The 22,413-nt window shown below is 42.2% G+C and carries 17 protein-coding genes; 12 read left to right on the forward strand and 5 right to left on the reverse strand.

What is annotated here, in order from left to right:
* Positions 1-109 precede the first annotated feature (109 nt).
* Entirely contained in the window at positions 110-2,767 is a 2,658-nt protein-coding gene (gene alaS, locus AC1DCD_RS04950) for an alanine--tRNA ligase (RefSeq protein WP_464640717.1), read from the reverse strand.
* A gap of 194 nt (positions 2,768-2,961) precedes the next feature.
* On the opposite strand from alaS, the gene AC1DCD_RS04955 reads away from it, so the two are divergent.
* A complete protein-coding gene (locus AC1DCD_RS04955) occupies positions 2,962-3,300 on the forward strand; it encodes a MerR family transcriptional regulator (RefSeq protein ID WP_008446682.1) in 339 nt (112 codons plus the stop codon).
* 16 nt (positions 3,301-3,316) lie between these two features.
* Here the strand turns inward: AC1DCD_RS04955 and rsmD are convergent, their stop codons facing one another.
* Together rsmD and AC1DCD_RS04965 are read right to left on the reverse strand one after the other, a co-directional pair.
* On the reverse strand, positions 3,317-3,871 hold the full coding sequence (rsmD, locus tag AC1DCD_RS04960; RefSeq protein WP_464640719.1) for a 16S rRNA (guanine(966)-N(2))-methyltransferase RsmD: 555 nt from the start codon (positions 3,869-3,871) through the stop codon (positions 3,317-3,319).
* The gene (locus AC1DCD_RS04965) at positions 3,868-4,683 is read right to left on the reverse strand and encodes a DUF3822 family protein (RefSeq protein ID WP_464640715.1); all 816 of its coding nucleotides are present in this window, start codon (positions 4,681-4,683) and stop codon (positions 3,868-3,870) included. The genes rsmD and AC1DCD_RS04965 overlap by 4 nt, the downstream gene beginning before the upstream one ends.
* Before the next feature lie 174 nt (positions 4,684-4,857).
* Here AC1DCD_RS04965 and AC1DCD_RS04970 point away from each other — a divergent pair, with 174 nt between their 5' ends.
* The 8 genes from AC1DCD_RS04970 (at position 4,858) to mfd (ending at position 16,569) form a co-directional block, all read left to right on the forward strand.
* The gene (locus AC1DCD_RS04970) at positions 4,858-5,349 is read left to right on the forward strand and encodes a CidA/LrgA family protein (RefSeq protein WP_353586340.1); all 492 of its coding nucleotides are present in this window, start codon (positions 4,858-4,860) and stop codon (positions 5,347-5,349) included.
* Positions 5,350-5,367: 18 nt separating this feature from the next.
* On the forward strand, positions 5,368-6,069 hold the full coding sequence (locus AC1DCD_RS04975; RefSeq protein WP_019035890.1) for an LrgB family protein: 702 nt from the start codon (positions 5,368-5,370) through the stop codon (positions 6,067-6,069).
* Positions 6,070-6,088: 19 nt separating this feature from the next.
* Positions 6,089-6,964, forward strand: coding sequence for a DNA/RNA non-specific endonuclease (locus tag AC1DCD_RS04980; protein ID WP_464640712.1), 876 nt, complete (start codon positions 6,089-6,091; stop codon positions 6,962-6,964).
* A 13-nt stretch (positions 6,965-6,977) separates the two neighbouring features.
* Positions 6,978-8,420: an ATP-dependent DNA helicase gene (locus AC1DCD_RS04985; RefSeq protein WP_464640710.1), complete on the forward strand. Its 1,443-nt coding sequence runs from the start codon at positions 6,978-6,980 to the stop codon at positions 8,418-8,420.
* Between the two features lie 360 nt (positions 8,421-8,780).
* On the forward strand, positions 8,781-10,718 hold the full coding sequence (dnaG, locus tag AC1DCD_RS04990; protein WP_464640708.1) for a DNA primase: 1,938 nt from the start codon (positions 8,781-8,783) through the stop codon (positions 10,716-10,718).
* A 14-nt stretch (positions 10,719-10,732) separates the two neighbouring features.
* On the forward strand, positions 10,733-12,154 hold the full coding sequence (cls, locus tag AC1DCD_RS04995; protein ID WP_464640706.1) for a cardiolipin synthase: 1,422 nt from the start codon (positions 10,733-10,735) through the stop codon (positions 12,152-12,154).
* Positions 12,155-12,234: 80 nt separating this feature from the next.
* Positions 12,235-12,981 carry a polyprenol monophosphomannose synthase gene (locus tag AC1DCD_RS05000; RefSeq protein ID WP_464640704.1) on the forward strand — a complete coding sequence of 249 codons (747 nt, stop codon included), beginning with the start codon at positions 12,235-12,237 and terminating at the stop codon, positions 12,979-12,981.
* Between the two features lie 51 nt (positions 12,982-13,032).
* On the forward strand, positions 13,033-16,569 hold the full coding sequence (gene mfd / locus AC1DCD_RS05005) for a transcription-repair coupling factor (protein WP_464640702.1): 3,537 nt from the start codon (positions 13,033-13,035) through the stop codon (positions 16,567-16,569).
* A gap of 87 nt (positions 16,570-16,656) precedes the next feature.
* Here mfd and AC1DCD_RS05010 read toward each other — a convergent pair whose 3' ends face one another.
* Positions 16,657-17,616: an NAD-dependent epimerase/dehydratase family protein gene (locus tag AC1DCD_RS05010; protein WP_464640700.1), complete on the reverse strand. Its 960-nt coding sequence runs from the start codon at positions 17,614-17,616 to the stop codon at positions 16,657-16,659.
* 320 nt (positions 17,617-17,936) lie between these two features.
* Between AC1DCD_RS05010 and AC1DCD_RS05015 the strand changes: the two genes are divergently transcribed.
* From AC1DCD_RS05015 to kbl, 3 genes are all read left to right on the forward strand, one after another.
* Positions 17,937-19,214, forward strand: a complete 1,278-nt coding sequence (locus AC1DCD_RS05015; protein ID WP_008446532.1) for a nucleotide sugar dehydrogenase — start codon at positions 17,937-17,939, stop codon at positions 19,212-19,214.
* A gap of 162 nt (positions 19,215-19,376) precedes the next feature.
* Entirely contained in the window at positions 19,377-20,369 is a 993-nt protein-coding gene (locus AC1DCD_RS05020; RefSeq protein WP_019035899.1) for a glycosyltransferase, read from the forward strand.
* Positions 20,370-20,477: 108 nt separating this feature from the next.
* On the forward strand, positions 20,478-21,665 hold the full coding sequence (gene kbl, locus AC1DCD_RS05025; protein ID WP_019035900.1) for a glycine C-acetyltransferase: 1,188 nt from the start codon (positions 20,478-20,480) through the stop codon (positions 21,663-21,665).
* Positions 21,666-21,736: 71 nt separating this feature from the next.
* On the opposite strand, the gene AC1DCD_RS05030 is transcribed toward kbl, so the two are convergent.
* The gene (locus AC1DCD_RS05030; protein WP_464640697.1) at positions 21,737-22,393 is read right to left on the reverse strand and encodes a NigD1/NigD2 family lipoprotein; all 657 of its coding nucleotides are present in this window, start codon (positions 22,391-22,393) and stop codon (positions 21,737-21,739) included.
* Positions 22,394-22,413: the final 20 nt, after the last annotated feature.

Below are 22,413 nucleotides of genomic sequence, written 5' to 3' on the forward strand. Positions count from 1 at the left end.
GATGCAAAGATAACAAATACTTATGAAATTATGTGCCTGAGAGGAGAGGGCTTGCAACTGGGTTTTACGACTGACCCCTATATACCCTCACCATTATAAGAGAACAGCCTTACTTTAGCAGCTCCACAGCCTTATCTACTGCGGCATCGATGTTAGAGGCATCTTTACCTCCTGCCTGAGCATAATGAGCCTGACCTCCGCCACCGCCCTTAATGAGCTGAGCTGCCTCACGTATAACCTTGCCAGCATTCTTTTTGCCCTCTTTCACCATGTCGTCGCTAAGCATAACGCTAATCTGGGGACGGTTACCACTAACCGAACCTAACACGCAAATGAGCTTACTATCAAAGGCCTCACGCACCTTAAACACTATGTCCTTAGCCGAAGAGCTATCTACCTCAAGCACTGCCTTTACTATATGAACGCCATCTACCTCTTTTGCCGATTCTATCAACGTCTTAGCATGGCGGGCAACACCCTGCTTGCGAAGGCTCTCCATGTCCTTCTTCATAGCTTCATGCTCTTCTATATATTTCTTTAAAGCTACCTTTAAGTCCTTAGGGTTATTAAGCATCTGTTTAAGATCGCGCAAAGTATCTTCCTGAGTGTATATAGCCTCCTCGCTATTAGCACCTGTAAGAGCCTCTATACGACGAACACCTGCTGCTACACTGCTCTCGCCTACTATCTTAAAAAAGCCTATACTACCTGTCGATTTGGCATGAATGCCGCCACAAAACTCACAGCTTGGACCAAAGCGCACCACTCTTACCTTGTCGCCATACTTCTCGCCAAACAAAGCCACAGCACCCATCTTCTTAGCTTCTTCTATAGGTGTATCACGATGCTCATCACAGCTATAATCTGCACGGATAAGCCCGTTTACTATCCTTTCCACCTTACGCAGCTCCTCTTCGGTAATCTTTTGGAAATGAGACACATCAAAGCGTAGCGTGGTCGGACTCACATACGAGCCCTTCTGCTCTGCATGCTCACCCAAAACCTCCTTTAACGCATAATCGAGCAAATGGGTTGCAGTATGGTTAGCAGCACTTGCCTCACGCTTGTCAGTATCTACACAAGCCATAAAACTTGCCTCTACGTTCTTAGGAAGCTCCCCTATGATATGTATGCTCTGATTGTTCTCGCGCTTGGTATCTAACACATTTACCGTTTCCTGCTCACTTACCAGCACACCCTGATCGCCTACCTGACCTCCCATCTCTCCATAGAAAGGAGTATTGTCAAGCACCACCTCATAAAAGGAATGCTTCTTCTGGGTTACCTTACGATAACGTAGTATCCTACATTCATACTCTGTATAATCGTAGCCTACAAAGGTCTGCTCGCCTTGCCTAACTATCATCCAGTCGCCATTTTCCGTTACAGCCGCATTTCGGGCACGTGCCTTTTGCTGAGACATCTCCATGTCAAACTGCTTCTCATCTACAGTGTAACCATTCTCACGACAGATAAGCTCCGTTAAATCGAGCGGGAAGCCATAGGTATCAAACAGGCGGAAAGCCTCTTTACCATCAAGACAGCTCTGCCCATGAGCCTTTAGCTCGTCCATAGCTCCGTTTAAAAGAGTAATACCCTTTTCCAATGTGCGTAAGAAAGAGTCTTCCTCCTCCTTTATGACACGCCCTATAAGCTCCTCTTGAGCCGATAGCTCGGGGTACGCAGCACCCATCTCGCTCACTAAGGTAGGTAAGAGCTTGTACATAAAAGCCTCGCGCTGATTAAGGAAAGTATAAGCGTAGCGCACACCACGACGCAGAATACGACGAATAACATAACCTGCCTTTGCATTGCTTGGCAGCTGACCATCGGCTATAGAAAAGGCTACTGCACGCAAATGATCGGCTATGACGCGCATAGCAACGTCTATCTTTTCCTGCTCTGTTAAGCACTCGCCGTCCTTTCCCGTAGGCGATGTAAAACCATACTTATAATTGCTTAAAGCCTCTATCCTCTTTATGATGGGCTGGAAAATATCTGTATCATAGTTAGAATGCTTGCCTTGCAGCATGCGCACTAAACGCTCAAAACCCATTCCAGTATCTATAACATTCATGGCTAAAGGCTCTAAGCTGCCGTCCGACTTGCGGTTAAACTGCATAAAGACAATGTTCCATATCTCGATAACCTGTGGGTCGTCCTTGTTCACTAAGTCGCGACCTAACACCCCATTACGCTTGTCCAAGGGGCGAGAGTCGATATGTATTTCCGTACATGGTCCACAGGGACCAGTATCGCCCATTTCCCAAAAATTGTCGTGCTTGTTGCCGTCTATGATGTGATCCTTTGGCAAGTGTTTCAACCAATATTTCGCTGCCTCATCATCGCGAGGGATATTCTCGTCCTTGCTGCCTTCAAACACAGTAACATAAATATCCTTCTCTGAAAGGTGAAGAACATCTACCAAATACTCCCAGGCATAGTCTATAGCACCTTCCTTAAAATAATCGCCAAAACTCCAGTTGCCTAACATCTCAAACATGGTGTGGTGATAGGTATCATGGCCTACCTCCTCTAAGTCGTTATGCTTACCACTTACACGAAGACACTTCTGCGAATCGGTACGACGGCGAGGCTCGGGCGATTTCGTACCTAAAATAATATCTTTCCACTGGTTCATACCCGCATTGGTAAACATCAGTGTAGGATCGTCCTTAATTACCATCGGTGCTGATGGTACGATAACATGTCCTTTCGACTCAAAAAACTTCTTATACGAGTCGCGGATTTCATTTGCTGTCATCATCTTTTTTATGTTTTAAATCTATATTTTCACTCAAAATAATTGCAAAGATACTGACTTTTGAGTATTTTTGCAAACAAAAAAGAAGCAGAACATATAAAAACATCTACCCTTTATCTATTTTGTCTAATGGGTTATATTTATATATATGTTCCACACTTCTATTATAAAATATTCTTAATTAACACTGTCTCATCATGCAAGAAAGCCCTCAAAAGCTATACTATTCCATTAAGGAAGTGGCATCGGAGCTTAACGTTTCAGAAAGTATGCTACGCTATTGGGAGACCGAATTTCCACATCTACGCCCTAAAAAGAAAGGAAACGGAACACGCCAATATAGCTTAAAAGATATAGAACAGATAAAGATAATCTATAACCTTGTAAAGGTACGCGGATTTAAGATAGCTGCTGCACGTAAAATGATAAACGAAAACCGTAGCGGAGCAGAAAAAAGCCAGCAAGTATTAGGCACCCTTATCTCTGTACGCGACCAGCTTAAAGAGCTTAAAAAAAGGTTAGACCTCCTTACATAGCCCACCCCTCTTTTATCTATCTGAAAAGAGAAAAGTTTACACTGCCATAACTTCTATGCTCTATGAAGCGAGCATGCCCTGAGAAGTCATTACCCTTACCATGCTCAAAGACTAACAAGCCCCCACTTTTAAGCAGATTATTAGACAGGATAAGTTCAGGCACAGCCTCTATATCAGGTAAAGCATAAGGAGGATCGGCAAAAATAAAGTCGAACTGCCGCTTACAGGTCTTTATAAAACGCAGAGCATCACCCTTTACCAATATGTCGTTATCTGCCTTTACCTTTTCTATACATTGCCCTATAAAACGAGCATGATCCCTATCTTTCTCTACAGTAACTACCTCCTTACAGCCTCGTGAGAGCAGTTCTAAGGATATGCTGCCCGTACCTGCAAAAAGGTCGAGAGCCTCCATATCCTCAAGGTCCATATATCCCCTTATAACGTTAAAGATGTTCTCTTTAGCAAAATCGGTAGTAGGACGTGCCTTAAAGCTATGAGGCACATCAAAGTGTCTTCCTTTATATAAGCCTGTTATTATTCGCATCACTTCGCTCTTTTTATATGCTATCTCTGGTCTAAATATAACACCTTCTCATCGTAATGCATATCTTCCGACATAGTACCTCCACGCTTTTCTATCTCTTTTTCAAGCGTGTCTACATAAACACGAGAAAGAAACTTTTCTAATTCCGCCACAAGCCACTTCTCATAAGATACTTTCCCCATTATGTGAAGCTCGTCTTTTTCCACACTCATACCAAGCTCTCGCCACACAAAAAGCAAATAGTAAAGCGCATCATGACCATGACTACCATCAAAGGTGTTATTATATCTGAAACGAGTCTGCTGAAAGCTCACCACCTCCATGGTATGATCATGAAAATAAGCAAAGAGCTTACGCCTTTTGTTCTGATATGACAGCTTTTGCAAATAAGCCCATACAGGCTGCATAAGAGGCTGTATGCTTACCATGGGGAAGTGGTCGTCGATAACCATCTTCAAGTCTTTATTAATAGCCATGACAGCTTTCACACTAAGGCTCGGTAGCTCTACCTGCACTATCTCCTCATTTCCCTTTAACGAAAATGCCGACTTATATAACACCTCACCATCGTTTTCCTCTGCCTCTTCCATAGGTATAAGCATAGCAGGAACGTCTAAAAGCACCAAAGCACACTTATAGCCACTCTGTAATAATTCCGACACTGAGAAAGCCTCACGCAGATTAGCTGCCACCGAAATGCCCTTATTAGTGTTATAAGGCTCATAAACAGCATACCCCTTCTCTATTGTTGTGTACACCGAGAAGCTCAAATCGCTCCGCCCTATACGTATGGTAAGGCGAAGACGTATATCTTTTACATCTGTGTCTGCTGCCATTTTAAAGTTGTTACATTTAATAAGATGCAAACTTACAATATTTTTTCCAATTACCTTTTACCTACTTTGACAAATATCACAAAACTGCGTCTTACATGCAAAATCTTATGCAAAAGTGGCTTTTTATCGATTTTTAGCAGTACCTTTGCCACACAGGATATACAAAACAAACAAATGGCAAGAGCATTTTTTATTATCTTCGGGTGCTTAGGGCTCGGAGAGTTTATCGTATGGGCTACTGGTATAAAGTTGCCCTCAAGTATTATTGGCATGCTGATGCTTACCCTTTTTCTGAAAATAGGTTGGGTAAAGCTCGACTGGATAGAGCGCATGTCAAAGTTTTTAATAGCAAATCTTGGCTTCTTTTTCGTACCGCCCGGAGTAGCTATAATGCTTTATCTCGACATTATAAAAGCACAATGGCTACCCATAACAGTTGCTACCATAGTTAGCACCGTTTTAGTATTGATAGTAACAGGGCACATGCACCAGTTTGTCATTAAGTGCGAACGCAAGATAGGGGGCATGGACTTGCTACATCGCCACATAGACGACGATGCCTTTTATGCCAACAGGCACCACCCTAACAAGCCGCAAGAGCTTCAGAAACAAGACTTAGATGAGGCTTCAGAAGAAGAAGACTTACCAAACATTGACGACAAATAAAAACATACAAAAACAATTATGATAGAGATTTTTTCCAATCAATATCTTATCTTAGCACTTACCTTTGGCATTTACTTCTTATGCAGATACATACAAGTGCGCATGGGGTGGCTACTGCTCAACCCTATCTTAATATCTATAGTAACACTTATAATATACCTAAAGTTTACAAATGTGCCTTTCGAGGTATATAAGCACAACTCCGAGCTGATAGACTTTTGGTTAAAACCTGCCGTTGTTGCCCTCGGCGTACCTCTATACCTACAGCTTGATGCTATAAAAAAACTATGGTTCCCCATTGTTATGTCGCAGCTCGTGGGCTGCCTTGTAGGTATAGTAAGCGCAGTGGTAGTAGCTAAAGTGTTAGGCGCACCAGACGCCATTATACTGTCGCTGGCAAGCAAGTCGGTAACAACACCTATAGCAATGGAGGTAACACAGAGCGTGGGAGGTATACCCTCTCTTACTGCTGCCGTAGTAGTAATAACAGGTATCATAGGAGCCTTAATAGGATTTAAAACCCTTACAGTGGGAAGAATAAACAGCCCAATAGCACAAGGCCTGTCTATGGGTACGGCATCACACGCCGTAGGAGCATCTACAGCTATGGGATATGGTACCAAATACGGAGCTTTCGCCTCACTGGGCATAACCCTTAACGGCATCTTTACTGCCTTGCTAACACCCACCATACTACACCTTATAGCTTCAATACTTTAAAAAATAATATTTAAAAAAGATGAAACCGAAAAAGCTGATTTACCTCATTGCCCTTTGCATAGCCTTTATAACATGCAAAGCCGTAAAAGACCCACAAAAAAGCACTGCTGCCACACCACTAACACAGTATGCTAACATAAAGGAAAAGCCCATATCCGGAAAAGCAAACACTGCCTCTTCTAACACATACGGCTCTTCTTTTAACACATCAGCAACATTCAACTTCTTACCTCGAAACCCTCGCAATCTACCATCTAAAACATTAAACAGAATGGGGTACACCGTGTCTTATAACCCTGTTACTAAACAACCTAACTGGGTGGCATGGCACCTTACATCATGGCGCACATACGGCGAGGCTACACGCAAGGGTATAGAGTTTCAGGCGGACTATGATGTAGCCAACCCTGTAGACACATACGACTACGTAAGGTCTGGCTTCGACCGTGGGCACATGTGTCCTGCTGCAGATAACAAATGGAGCCAAAAGGCTATGATACAGAGCTTTCTCATGACTAACGTCTGCCCACAGACCCACGCCCTAAACGCTGGGCTATGGAACAGCCTTGAGACACAATGCCGCAACTGGGCACGCAAATACGGCTCGGTGTACGTCGTTTCAGGCCCCATCTTCACACGCGGCTCACACCAATACATAGGTAGCCACCATGTCATGGTGCCAGAGGCGTTTTTTAAAGTGGTGCTATGCCTCGAAGGAAAGCCACGGGCTATAGGCTGGATAGTTAGAAACACTGACGAGAAAGGACGCAAAAAGACACACTTCATTAACACCATAGACCAAGTGGAACGCATCACTGGCTTCGACTTCTTCCCCGCTCTACCCGATAAGATAGAAAACAAAATAGAGGCAGAAGCTAACTTTACACAGTTCTGACAAAACACATATAATGCTAAAAGACCAGCTCCTTTATCTTCTTAAAAGCAACTTTCCACTACCGCCTACAAACGACCAGGAACAGGCCTTAGACACCTTTGCCGAGTTTGTCTTCTCACACAACGAGCTGTCTATAATGCTCCTTAGAGGAAGTGCCGGGACAGGAAAAACACTTACGGCATCTATCATTGTAAAAACAATGCTACAGATGCACTATAACATCACCCTGCTTGCACCCACAGGAAGGGCATCTAAAGTGCTTTCGACATACGCCAATTACCCCGCATCTACCATTCATCGCTTCATATACAGAGAACGTGCCTTCACAGGCACTGACGGCGAATTTAATCTTAACAACAATCTATACCACGACCGCTTCTTCCTTGTAGACGAAGCATCTATGATAAACTATACCTCATACAACAGCTCCTTCGGTAGTGGAAGCCTATTACAAGACCTTATACAGTATGTTTATAATGGCAACAACTGCAGACTTATTCTCGTAGGAGACAATGCACAGCTACCACCAGTAGGAGAAGAAAGTAGCGCTGCTTTAAGAAGCGACATACTACAGAGCATGAACCTACAAGTGTTCCATACCGATATAGAAGAAGTGCTAAGGCAAAGCCTCAACTCCGGAATACTATACAATGCCAACAGCATACGCTACATGATAGACAGTGGCACACAAGGCACACTACCACAAATAGCCACAAAAGGATTCCCTGACATCACCATAGTGCCACAAGACGAGATTATAGACACCATAGCCTCATCATACTCGCTCCAAGGCATAGACGAAACCATCATCATAACACGATCTAACAAAAGAGCTAACATCTTTAACCAAGGCATTCGCAACATGATATTCGATAGGGAAGAAGAGCTATCTACATGCGACATGATAATGATAGTACGAAACAAATATCTATCACAAGAGAAAAAACAACAACAAAACAGCTCTGGACGAAAACTAAACTTCATTGCAAACGGCGACAGAGCCATAGTAAGACGCGTTAGAAACTATAGAGAGCTATACGGATTTAGATTTGCTGATGTTACACTACGCTTCCCAGACTTTGACGACACCGAACTTAACACCACCGTACTGCTCGATGTTCTAAACTCCGAAGCACCAAGCCTTACAAGCCAACAAAGCAAAGACCTCTTCAATAACATCATGGAAGATTATGCCGATATACCACAAAAAGCCGAACGCATGAAGCTGCTTAAGCAAGACACCTACCTTAACGCACTACAGGTAAAGTTTGGATATGCCATAACCTGCCACAAAGCACAGGGAGGACAATGGCAGCACGTCTTCATAGACCAAGGCTACATCACTGAGCAAACACTATCTCCACAATACTACCACTGGCTATACACTGCCTTTACAAGAGCCACCAAACACCTGTATCTCATCAACTGGCCTAAGCAGCAAGTAAAGCAAACCTAACACCTCACACTGACGCCATAACCACCTTTTCCTATAAATAATCTTACACCAATCTGCCCTAAACACCACTTCTTAGAAAAGAAAATAACAACTGTTAGAAGGAAAAATAAATTATTTTTCCTGCATTTTTAATTTATTTTTGTTGTAAAAATAACCTAAAAATGCTTTCCTCCCTTATCTTCCTGCTCTTTCATCAGATGTTTTTTGCTTTAAACAATCTAATGATTTTCCTTCTAAATTATAGTGTGTAGTATCATGTATGGAAAACTTATTCTGAAAGAATAATTTTGCGCTCTAAAGGGTTTTCATTATATTTGCATTACCAAAGTAAATATATATAAGTGAGGTTATTTTTTTTATATGATAGATAGGCAGACAGTAGACAAGATTACCGATGCTGTAAACATTGTCGATGTTGTAAGCGATTTTATTTCCTTACGTAAGGCAGGCACCAGCTATAAGGGCTTGTGTCCTTTCCACGACGATACTACCCCCTCCTTTTCGGTTAGTCCGGTAAAGGGGGTATATAAGTGTTTTGCCTGTGGTGCAGCAGGCAATGCTGTAAAATTTGTTATGCAATATGAGCAGATGACATATTGGGAGGCTCTCAGATGGCTTGCCAAGAAGTATAACATCGAGGTAAAAGAGCGTCAGATGACAAGTCAGGAAAAGCAGCAAGCCAGCATGCGCGAATCGATGTTTATCATAAACGAATGGGCAAGCAGGTATTTTCAGGACGTCCTCCATTCTTCTACCGATGGTAAAGCCATAGGGTTACAGTATTTTCGCAGTCGTGGTTTTCGCGATGACATCATAAAAAAGTTTATGTTAGGCTATAGTCTTCCCCGCCGTGAAAGCCTTGCTGTGTCAGCCTTAGAGGCAGGTTATAAAAAGGAGTTTTTGCTAAATACGGGTCTATGCTTTGAGCGTCAGACAGGCGAGCTTACAGACAGGTTTAGCGGCAGGGTGATATTTCCGTGGCTAAGCCTCAGCGGTAAGGTAACGGGCTTTGGTGGCAGGCTCTTAGACTCACGCACAAAGGGTGTGATGCAGAAGTACGTCAATTCTCCCGACAGCGAGATATTCCACAAAGAGCGTGAGCTATATGGCATCTTCTGGGCTAAGAAAGCCATAGCCAGACACGACCTTGTGTACATGGTAGAGGGCTATACCGACGTCCTTGCCCTGCACCAATGTGGCATAGAAAACGTTGTGGCTAACAGCGGCACAGCCCTTTCTGTCTTTCAGATAAGAATGCTCCACCGCTTCACCTCTAACATCGTCTTGATATACGATGGCGATGCTGCTGGGCAGCATGCAGCCCTTAGAGGTACTGACATGCTGCTCTCTGAGGGTATGAACGTAAAGGTCTTGCTCCTGCCCGATGGTAAAGACCCTGACGAGTTTGCAAAGATGTATAGCTCGGAAGAGCTTGTGAGGTATATAGAAGAGCACCAGACCGACTTTATAGTCTTTAAAATAGCTCTACTTCTAAAGGGCGTTACTGACCCTATAAAGCGTTCGGAGGCTATCAACTCCATCGTAGAGAGCATATCCGTAATAAAAGATCCTGTCCTTCGCGATACCTACCTACACGAGTGTATGGCACGCACAGGGGTGGCAGAGCAAACGCTCATCTCGCAGATGAACCGCTTTATATATAATAACAAGGAGCGCGAGCGCAAAGACTCCACACCAAGGGCTGAGATAAAAGCAGAGCCGGCAGCAGCCTCAAAGAGCTTTCCCACAGCTATAACTGCCCAAGCCGAAGATGTAGAGACATGGCTCATACAGCAGGTGATAAGATACGGAGAGCAGATAATTATAAAAGACGTAAAAGACAACTCGTCAGGCAACCTCATATCGCTCAACGTAGCACAATATATATCTTACGACTTAGGCTTAGACAACCTCAGCTTTACCTTTCCTCTATACAACAAGATACTCCAAGAGGCTATAGAACACTCCTCAGACGAAGGCTTTGTGGCAGAAAACTATTTCATACAACACCCCGACATTAACATTTCTGAAATAGCCACAGAGCTTAGTGTAGAGAAATTTAAGCTATCTGAAAGCCTACAACCTAAACAAGACGAGGCTGCACTGCTTGAGAACGTAAAGCATCTCATATTAGATTTTCGTCGCAACTATGTAGAACACCGTTACAACGATCTAAAAGAACAGATAAAACAAACCCAAACCAACGAGGGTAAGATAAAGGCTTTGGCAGAGCTACAGAAGATGCAACAGCTAAGAAACATAATAGCCAAAAAGTTAGGCAACAACATTATAATATAAAAAAAGCTAAACTTATGCAATACGCCTACTGGATAATCCTCACCATTTACACCCTTATAACCCTTGCCACCATCGTTCGCATTCTCTTAGAACACAGGCAGCCGGCTATAACGATGGCATGGGTTATGGTGCTGGCGTTCCTGCCTGTAATGGGTATAATACTCTTTTTCTTCTTCGGACAGAAAACACGCAAAGAACGAAAGATATGGCAGCGCACACTTAACAAGCTCACAAAGCGGTCTATGTTAGAGTTTGTAGAGCAGAAAAATCTTTTCATAGAAGAGCGTTATCGCACTATAATAAACCTCTTCATGAATCAAAACCTTTCCCTGCCCTTTAAAAACAACAATGTAGAAATATATACCCATGGCAGCAACTTCTTCCTTGCTCTGCTTAAAGAGATAGGTAAGGCTACTAAGCACATACACATAGATGCCTTCATCTTTAGCGACGACGCCTTAGGTAGGCTCATTGCCGACGCCTTGATAGATAAGGCTAAGGAGGGTGTAGAGGTGCGCATAGTGTACGATGACGTAGGCTCGTGGCGAGCAAAGAAGTCCTTTTTCCTCCGTATGAAGAAGGCTGGCATAGAGATATATCCCTTTATGCCCGTGCGTTATCCCTTCTTAACAAGTAAGGTAAACTATCGTAACCATCGCAAGATGTACATCTTCGACGGCAAGGTGGGCTTCATAGGCGGAATGAACATAGCTTTGCGTTACATAAAAGGCACACGCAAGCAAGCCTGGCGCGATACCCAAGTGCGCATAGAGGGTGCTGCTGTGTATGGGTTACAACGTGCTTTCTTTGTAGACTGGTTTTTTGTTTGCCACACCCTGATGACCAATCACAAGTATTATCCCACTATATCTATACCCGAAAACGACACCTTGGTGCAGATAGTTACAAGCAATCCTACCAGTCAGTGGCCAGAGATAGAGCAGGGCTATGTGCGCATTCTTCTCGATGCAGAGAAATATGTTTACATGGAAACCCCTTACTTTCTTCCTACCGAGCCTATACTCTTTGCCATGCGCACAGCAGCCGTTTCAGGGGTGGACGTGCGGCTTATGATACCCTTCGACACTGAAACAAAGATAGTGGAATGGGCATCACGGTCGTATGTAGTAGACACGATAAGGGCAGGGGTAAAGGTGTTTTTCTATAAAGCAGGCTTTAACCACTCCAAGCTGCTTGTTACCGACGACTGCCTTGCCACGATAGGTTCTACAAATATCGACTTTAGGAGTTTTGAAAACAATTTCGAATCGAATGCTTTCTTCTACAATAAAGCCATAGCACGACAGGTAAAAGACATCTTTTTACAAGATCAGGCTCAAAGCTCAAGCATCGACGACCTTCGTAACCGCTTTCGTCTTCCTTTCATACAACGGTTGTGGGAATCGGTAGTAAGGCTACTTAGTCCGCTCATGTAACAGAAAAAAAAGAATAAGCCCCATGCTTTTTACTTGCTTTTCTGAATTATATTCCCTACTTTTGCATAAAAATTAAGTCTATGACGAGCGATAGTATAGTAATCATTCCTACTTATAACGAAAAGGAAAACATTGAGAAAATCATAAGAGCAGTGTTTGCCCTTGAAAAGTCCTTTAACATTCTTATTATAGATGATGGTAGTCCTGACGGTACAGCACAGATCGTTCATGGCTTAATGGATAAAGAGTTTTCTTCTAAGCTCTTCATCATAGAACGCTCAGGGAAGTTAGGTTTAGGCACGGCTTATATCACAGGTTTTAAATGGGCCATAGAGAAAGGTTACGAATATATCTTCGAGATGGACGCCGACTTTAGCCACAACCCAAAGGATCTTCCCCGCCTTTATCACGCAACAAGCTCTCAGGGCTACGACATGGCTGTGGGTTCGCGTTATGTTAGTGGTGTGAATGTGGTAAACTGGCCTATAGGTAGGGTGCTGATGAGCTTCTTTGCCAGCAAGTATGTGCAAGCCGTTACAGGCGTTAAAATCCACGACTTTACCGCAGGCTTTGTATGCTATCGCCGTAAGACACTATCTACTATACCCTTAGAGAAGATACGTTTTAAGGGATATGCTTTCCAAATAGAGATGAAATATACTGCTCATCGCATAGGGTTTAAGATTAAAGAAGTGCCAGTAGTATTTGTTAATCGTCGTGAAGGGGTTAGCAAGATGAGCGGAGGCATCTTCTCGGAAGCATTCTTTGGTGTGATGCGCCTGCGCTGGGACGGCTGGTTTAGAAAATATCCAAAGATAAAAGGCTAATGGTTTTAACAACTAAAACGCACTGACACTGTCCTTGCTGCAAGACATATAATGACAATACAAGAAGCAACACATATATATTCCTCTCTGCCGCAGGTAAAGGCTTTAGAGCTCTTCATAAAGGAGGAAAGACACAAAAACATTCTTTTAAAAGGCTTAACAGCGTCGGCTCCTGCCATGCTCTTTGCCGCATTAGCCCACAAAGTGGCATCTACCTTCCTTTTCGTAATGAACGATAACGACGAGGCAGGCTACTTTTATAACGACCTAAAGACCATGCTCTCCCATAGCAGCCAGTATGATTCTGCTTACGAAGTGCTATTCTTTCCCTCATCTTTTCGCCGTGCTATAAAGTTTGGACAGCGCGATGCAGCAAACCAGATACTACGCACAGAAGTGCTTACAAGGCTCTCGGCAACTAAAAGCAGTAACGACACAAGCCACCCAAAACCACCACTTCTTATCGTTACAGAGCCTTCTGCCATTAGCGAGCTTGTCATTTCACAACAACAGTTAGACTCTAAACGCCTCACCCTAAGCGTAGGAAAGCATATAAACATTACTAAAGTGGGTAAGACCTTACGAGAGTTTGGCTTTAAAGAGGTGCTCTATGTATACGAGCCGGGAGAGTTTGCCATACGCGGAAGCATAATAGATGTATATTCTTTCTCGGGAGAAACTCCTTACCGCATCGACTTTTTTGGCGACGACATAGATACCATTCGCACCTTTGAGATAGAGAGCCAACTCTCTATAGATAAGAAAACGAGTATAGACATAGTGCCAGAGCTTGCCAAAGTGGCTCACGAAAAGGTATCTTTTCTTAAGTTTTTACCACAAGAGACAACCATAGTATTTAAAAATTTCCTTTTTGTACGCGACTCTATCGACAAGATATATAAAGACGGATTTAGCCACCAAGCTCTTACAGAGCAGCTCGAAGGAAAGACCGAAGTGGAGCAAGACGAGATAAAACAACGCTATATAAAAGAGACGCAGCTGCTTTCTCCAGCAGCTTTCACCACTGACGCCACAGCCTTTAAGCGTATAGAGATAATAAGCACAGACCACTCTCTATCGCCCCTAAGCTCCACATATAAACAGCAAGAAATCATATCCTTTAACACTACACCACAACCACTGTTCCATAAAAATTTCGATCTGCTCATCAACTCCCTAAGAGATTATATGCTCAAAGGCTACCATATATACATCTTTGCAGATAGCAAAAAGCAAACAGAACGCCTCAAAGACATCTTCGATAGCAAAGCAGAACAAGCCTTACAGGAGAAACCCTCTTACAGCGATAAGCCTCAAAGCAATGGCAGACACATAGCTTTCACACCTGTAGAAAACACCTTACATGAGGGCTTCGTAGACGATGACAAGAAGATATGCTTCTTTACCGATCATCAGATATTCGACCGTTTTCATAAATATAGCCTCTCTTCGGACAAAGCACGACGAGGAAAAGCGGCTCTTACCATGAAGGAACTACAGGAAATGGAACCCGGCGATTACCTTGTACACATAGACCTTGGTATAGGAAAATTTGCCGGATTAGTGCGTGTACCTGTAAAAAACTCCTATCAAGAGATGATACGCCTTGTGTTCCAAAACAATGTTATAGTGGATATTTCCATACACTCGCTATATAAGATAAGCAAATATAAACGTGCCGATACTGACGAGCCTCCACGCCTTTCGGTATTAGGGTCAGGAGCATGGGAACGCTTAAAAGAAAAAGCTAAGAAGCGTATTAAGGACATTGCACGAGACCTCATAAAGCTATATGCCAAACGCCGGCACGAGAAAGGGTTTGCCTTTTCGCCAGACTCCTTTATGCAGCACGAGCTCGAAGCATCGTTCCTATACGAAGACACACCCGATCAGCTTAAAGCTACACAAGACCTAAAGCAAGACATGGAAAGCTCTCAGCCTATGGACAGACTCATTTGCGGAGACGTAGGCTTTGGAAAAACTGAAGTAGCCATAAGGGCTGCATTTAAAGCAGCTGCAGATAACAAGCAGGTGGCAGTACTCGTACCTACTACGGTGCTGGCCCTTCAGCATTATAAATCGTTCCAAAACCGACTAAAAGATATGCCCGTAACCATAGAATACCTATCACGGGCACGCACAACAAAGCAAACAAAACAAATACTTTCTAACCTTGCTACAGGCAAAATAGACATTCTCATAGGTACACACAAGCTGCTTGGCAAGACCGTAAAATGGCACGACCTTGGACTGCTCATCATAGACGAAGAACAAAAATTTGGTGTATCTACCAAAGAAAAGCTAAGACAGATAAAAACAAATGTAGATACACTTACCATGACTGCTACACCTATACCACGCACACTACAGTTCTCCTTAATGGGAGCAAGAGACATGAGCATAATGAAAACGCCACCTCCTAACCGCTATCCTATACAGACGGAGATAATAGAATTCGACCCTGAGACAATAGCAGAAGCAATAAACTTTGAAATGAGCCGCAACGGTCAGGTGTTTTTCGTTAACGATCGCATAGGAAAACTACAAGACCTCGCTGCCATAATACGCAAGAAAGTGCCCGACTGCAGAATAGCTATAGGACACGGACAGATGAAGCCCGAAGAGCTGGAAGAGATTATTATCGGATTTATGAATTACGATTACGACCTTCTGCTATCTACTACCATAGTAGAAAACGGTATAGACATATCTAACGCCAATACCATTATAATAAATGATGCACACCACTTCGGACTGAGCGACCTACACCAAATGCGCGGAAGAGTGGGCAGATCGAACAAAAAAGCCTTCTGCTATCTCATAACACCGCCTATGGCTCTACTAAACAATGAAGCCAGACGACGCATAGAAGCCTTAGAAACCTTCTCCGACTTAGGGAGCGGATTTAACCTCGCCATGCAAGATCTCGACATAAGAGGAGCAGGAAACCTCTTAGGAGCTGAGCAGAGCGGATTCATGGAAGACCTTGGATACGAAACCTATCAGAAGATTCTCTCACAAGCAGTAACAGAACTTAGAAACGATGAGTTTCATGATCTTTACACACAACAACAACAAAACGGCATACCCATCGCTAACAGCGACTTTGTAGACGACTGCACCATAGAAAGCGACTTGGAGATGTATTTCCCTGACAACTACATACCGGGAGCCTCTGAACGTATGCTTCTATATCGCGAGCTCGACAACATTAATGAGGAAAAAGCTCTCGACGAGTATCGTAAACGCCTCGAAGACAGATTCGGACCAATACCACAACAGGGCGAAGAACTTATGCACGTGGTGGCTCTAAGGCGCATAGGGAAACGCTTAGGGTGTGAAAAGATAATACTAAAACAGGGCAATATGCACCTGCAGTTTGTATCTAATCCTAAAAGCTACTTCTATCAAAGCGATGCCTTTAACAGCATACTCTCCTACATAGCCACATACCCCAAACGGTGCAACCTTAAAGAGAAAAAAGGCAAAAGACTAATGGTTATAAGCAACGTAACATCGAGCAAAGACGCCATAGAGATATTACGGAAAATAGAAAGTAAGCATACCACTACGCTTAAAACCACTTAAAGACCTTTCCGTTATACACAAAAAACCTCCCCGTATAAATATATAACGAGGAGGAAAATATTACTTTTTGACTTATTCTATCTAATATCATTTAGCAAGCAATCGCGCTCCTAACTTCTCAAGCATATCTTTTGTCATACGCTCCAAGTCGTATTCAGGCTTCCAGCCCCACTCCTTACGAGCACAACTGTCATCGAGCGAGTCTGGCCAGCTGCTTGCTATGCTCTGCTTTAATGGGTCTACATCATACACCATCTCAAAGCCTGGCTTATGCTTAAGGATAGCTTTATAAATAGCATCTGGGTCGAAACTCATCGAAGCTATATTAAAACCATTACGATGCACCAAGAGCGAAGGGTCTGCCTCCATAAGATTAATAGCACCATTAAGAGCATCAGGCATATACATCATGTCCATACGAGTGCCCTTAGCTATAGGACACACAAACTTTTCGCCACGCACAGCACTGTAATATATGTCTACAGCATAGTCCGTAGTGCCACCTCCGGGAGGAGTAACATACGATATCAAGCCCGGAAAACGTACCGAACGAGTATCTACACCATACTTATTAAAATAATAATCGCTCAAAAGCTCTGTAGTAACCTTAGAGATACCATAAATGGTCTTAGGCCGCTGAATAGTATCCTGTGGGGTATTCTCCTTAGGAGTGCCAGTACCGAAAGAGCCTATAGAGCTTGGTGTAAACACTGCACATTTGTTTTCACGTGCCACCTCTAAAATGTTCCACAAGCCCTCTATACCTATCTTCCATGCCAAACGTGGCTTACCCTCAGCTACTATAGAAAGAAGAGCTGCAAGGTTATAGATGGCATCGATACCATACTGCCTTACTACAGCAGCTATCTGCTCAGGATTAGTAACATCGGCAATGGCACATGGACCTCCCTGACGTAGCTCTTCCGTAGGCTCTGCCCCAACGATATAGCCTGCCACTACATTGCTACTTCCATAATGTGCCCTTAGTTTGCAAGTTAGCTCTGAACCTATTTGTCCAGTAGAACCAATAACTAATATTCGTTTCATTACTTATATTTAGATTTTATGCAACAAAGTAAATCTTTTTTTATGAGGTATCAAATAAAGAAATGCTAATTATTTTTAAAATACCAAATATAAAGAATACTACAACCACTCATACATGAAAAAACTAACCATAAAATATCCTTTAAAAGAAAATAGTAGTGGAAAAGGACTTAATTTATCAAAAAAACTTTGTATTTTTGCTATTATTATTGTCGTATATGCTATATTTCTTTATCAACGCTGAGATAAACGATTCTTTAAAAGAAGTTATATCCTTATTTAAGAAGAAGCTAAAACATAAAAACAAATAACAACATAATATGAAAACAGAAGACATCAAAATAGCCGTAATAGGTTTAGGCTATGTAGGACTTCCTTTAGCACGGCTCTTTTCTACAAAATACAAAACTATAGGCTTTGATATGAATCATAGTCGTGTAGAAGATTTGATGAAAGGACATGATAGTACCTTAGAAGTATCTGATGATTTGCTACAAGAGGCTATAAAGAAAAACGGCTTCGTCTGTACTACCGACCTTAATAAAATAAAAGACTGCACATTATATATTGTTGCTGTTCCTACACCTGTAGACTATAACAATCGCCCCGACTTAAAACCTTTAATAGGAGCAAGTACCACCGTGGGAAAGGTTATCTCTAAAGGTAACATCGTAGTATATGAATCTACCGTCTACCCCGGAGTAACAGAAGAAGAGTGTCTACCTATAGTGGAAAAAGTTTCTGGCTTAACATTTAATCGCGATTTTTATGCAGGATATTCACCAGAACGTATTAACCCCGGAGATAAAGAGCATACAGTAGAAAAAATTAAGAAGGTTACCTCTGGCTCTACACCTGAAGTAGCCGACATAGTAGACAGAGTTTACAACTCTGTCTTAGTGAATGGCACACACAAAGCACCATCTATAAAAGTGGCAGAGGCATCTAAAATAATAGAAAACTCTCAGCGAGATGTAAACATTGCTTTCATGAACGAACTGGCAAAAATCTTTAATGCTATGGGCATAGATACCCATGATGCCATAGAAGCAGCATCTTCTAAATGGAACTTTATCAAGCTTAATCCAGGTCTTGTTGGTGGACACTGCATAAGTGTAGACCCTTATTACCTAATACAAAAGGCACAGGTATATGGTGTTCTGCCACGTATCATGTCGGCAGCACGAAGGCTTAACGATGGCATGGGCGACTATGTGGCTAACCAAACCATAAAGCTGATGAACAAAAAGGGCGTTATCGTGAAAGATGCTGATATACTTATACTTGGCTTTACATTTAAGGAAAACTGTCCAGACATACGCAACACAAAGGTAATAGATATCTATTCTACTTTAAGAGAATATACCCCTAACATTACCGTCTTTGACCCTTGGGCCAACAAGGAGCATGTAAAAAGAGAATATAACATAGACATTACCTCTACGCTCGATAAAGACAAACGCTATGAAGCTATAATACTCGCCGTAGCACATAAAGAGTTCTTAAAGATCAACTTGACGTCTTTACTAAAAACAAACGGAGTAATATACGACGTTAAAGGCTGTCTCGACAAGAATATAATTACAGGAAGGCTATAAAACATAGTACTAACAACAATACGTCTGACAAGTTTGCCTTTTACCAAGGTCATGATCTTTATTGTAATTGGTATCCCGGCAAGATATTAGATTATAAACACCTCTTAGGATTAAAACGCTTTTTAGACGACTTTAACTATATATCCTTTTTAAACACATAACATGGAAAGTAAGTGTAAAATAAGTATCATCATACCAATGTATAACGCCGAAAAGTATATTGATAATTGCTTAGGCTCTATCACCTCTTCAGACCTACAACAAGGCGAGTACGAAATAATAGTAGTCGATGACGGATCGATAGACAACGGTGCTAAGATAGTGGAAAAGTACGTCTGCAAACACCCTTTCATACACTATCTAAAACAAGAAAACCAAGGGCAGAGCACAGCACGAAACTATGGCATCAGGGTTGCAAATGGAGAATATATATGGTGTGTTGATGCCGATGACAGTATAGAAAAAGCTGCTAACAACATATTATTAACTCTAAAGAAACACCCTGAAATAGATATTTTAGCAATACAGCTCAAAAAGGTTTCAGAGCAAGGCGAAGACCTCGGAAAGGAGTGTGTGCAGCCTTTAGTAACTCATCAAAAGATAATATCAGGTAAAGAAGCTATGATAGAGGGGTACCTACCCTCATCGGTATGTGCACTGATAATAAAGAAAACACTTTTCTTCGATAACAATATCTTCTTTACCCCTGGCATTACTCACCAAGATGTAGAGCTTACTTACCGCCTTATGCCCTTTGCTTCTAAAGTACTCTTTAGCGATGATACACCATATAGATATATTCATCATGACAACTCTACGAGCAAATCGTTAAAGCCAGAGAAGAAAATAAAGTATATGCTCGATGAGATTGTCATAGTAAAGTCGTTTATCGCATCGGCAAAAAAATACTCTTCTACAGACCCTCTACTATCTAAAACCATAAATAAAAGAGTGTACGACGTGCTCTTCGGGTTAGTTCTTTCGCTATTTAGGAACAGAAAACTATATAATAAGATAGGTGTAAACAAGATTGTTATAGATAAATTAACCCAAGAGGGGCTATATCCTTTAAAAGGAAGCAACTACTCTTTCAAGAAAAAAATACTGATACATGGTATATTAAACTTTAGATTTCTCTTAACAAGGAAATACTGAGAACAAAGAAAAAAAAGTGGAAGAGAAGCATAAAAAGTTATACATATTATTGCCTTATTTCAAATTTATTGATTTCCTTTGTAATATAAAAACTTAAATAAAAGCCTTATGTACGGAAAAATGAAAGACTTTCTCAGCTCTACACTCGCTGAGATTCGTAATGCAGGCCTATACAAAGAGGAACGTCTCATTGAGAGTCCTCAGCAGGCTGTTATTAATGTGAAAGGGCAAGAAGTGATTAACTTCTGTGCTAACAACTATCTTGGCTTGTCCAATAACCCTCGCTTAATAGAGGCATCTAAGAAGATGATGGATAAGCGCGGTTATGGTATGTCGTCTGTGCGCTTTATATGTGGCACACAAGATATACACAAAGAACTGGAAGATGCCATAAGCGATTATTTCAAAACTGAGGATACTATCCTCTATGCTGCATGTTTCGATGCTAACGGGGGTGTCTTTGAGCCTCTCTTTACAGAAGAAGATGCCATCATTAGCGACTCGCTTAACCACGCATCCATCATAGATGGTGTACGCCTTTGTAAAGCAAAGCGTTACCGTTATCAAAACGCTGACATGGCAGACCTTGAGCGTGCCTTAAAAGAAGCTCAGGCACAACGCTTCCGCATCATTGTTACCGATGGTGTGTTCTCTATGGACGGCAACGTGGCTCCTGTGGATAAGATATGCGATCTGGCAGAAAAGTACGATGCTTTGGTAATGGTAGACGAGTCGCACTCGGCAGGTGTAGTAGGCGCTACTGGTCATGGTGTAAGCGAGCTATGCCATACCTATGGCAGGGTGGACATCTATACGGGTACGCTGGGTAAAGCCTTTGGCGGTGCTTTAGGTGGTTTCACTACCGGTAGAAAGGAGATTATAGACATGCTTCGTCAGCGTAGCCGCCCTTATCTGTTCTCTAACTCATTAGCTCCTGCCATTATTGGGGCTTCTATAGAGGTGTTTAAAATGCTTAAAGAGAGCAATGCTTTACACGATAAGCTTATAGATAACGTGGCTTACTTCCGCGATAACATGCTTGCTGCTGGCTTCGACATTAAGCCTACACAAAGTGCTATATGTGCGGTAATGCTCTATGATGCTAAGCTATCACAAGTTTTTGCCAGCAAGATGCAGCAAGAAGGCATTTATGTTACTGGCTTCTATTATCCCGTAGTGCCTAAGGAGCAAGCTCGTATACGTGTGCAGCTCTCTGCAGGGCATGAGCGCGAGCACCTCGACAGATGTATTGCTGCCTTTATAAAAGTGGGCAAAGAGCTTGGTGTTTTGAAATAAACTATAACAAAACCATAAAAGGTGTACTTACGATATATGCGTATATGTAAGTGCACCTTTTATTATGCTTATTACAATAGGAAAGATTTTACCACCTTACCCTTATATGTATTTACGGTGATATATAAAGAGTCGCCAGAGTGATAGTTATAAATAGGAATACTGACATACCCCTTTACGCTATAATATTCTGGCTGCCCTGCCTGATAATGTGTAAGTAGGAAATGGTAGGCTTTACCCTTTTCATGCTTTGTAACAGCTTCCTTTAACACTCCTATCTTTTGTGCTGAACTTAAAGAGGTGTTGCTGCCCTTTTTAATGATTAATGAAAGGTTTATATACCGCTTGTTCTTGCTTATCCAGATGCTCTCCAATCCAAGCGGATCGGTGTGCCACTCTTTTTCCTCATCTTTAGTTTTAGGCTTTAGCAACAAGACGCTTTGTAGCGATATAGGTTTGGTAACCCCGTTTTCCACCTTATCATAATATAGCATAGCACGATAAACTGCCCTTGCTTTAGGCTTCCAGTCTACATAAAGAGCAGGCGACAATGTCAAAGAAACACCGTCATCGGTTACAGCAGAGGTAAAAGCTCCTACCCCGTTGGTGGAGGCTTCTACAAAGTCGGCACGCAGATAAGATAGCTCCGAATCGCCCGTTTCATATAAGCCATACTTACATGATACCATAGCTACTAATAGGAATACTATTACAAAGAGCTTCTTCATCTACTATAATAAGTTAACTT

The sequence above is a fragment of the Prevotella sp. C0209C1 genome (assembly GCF_056583855.1).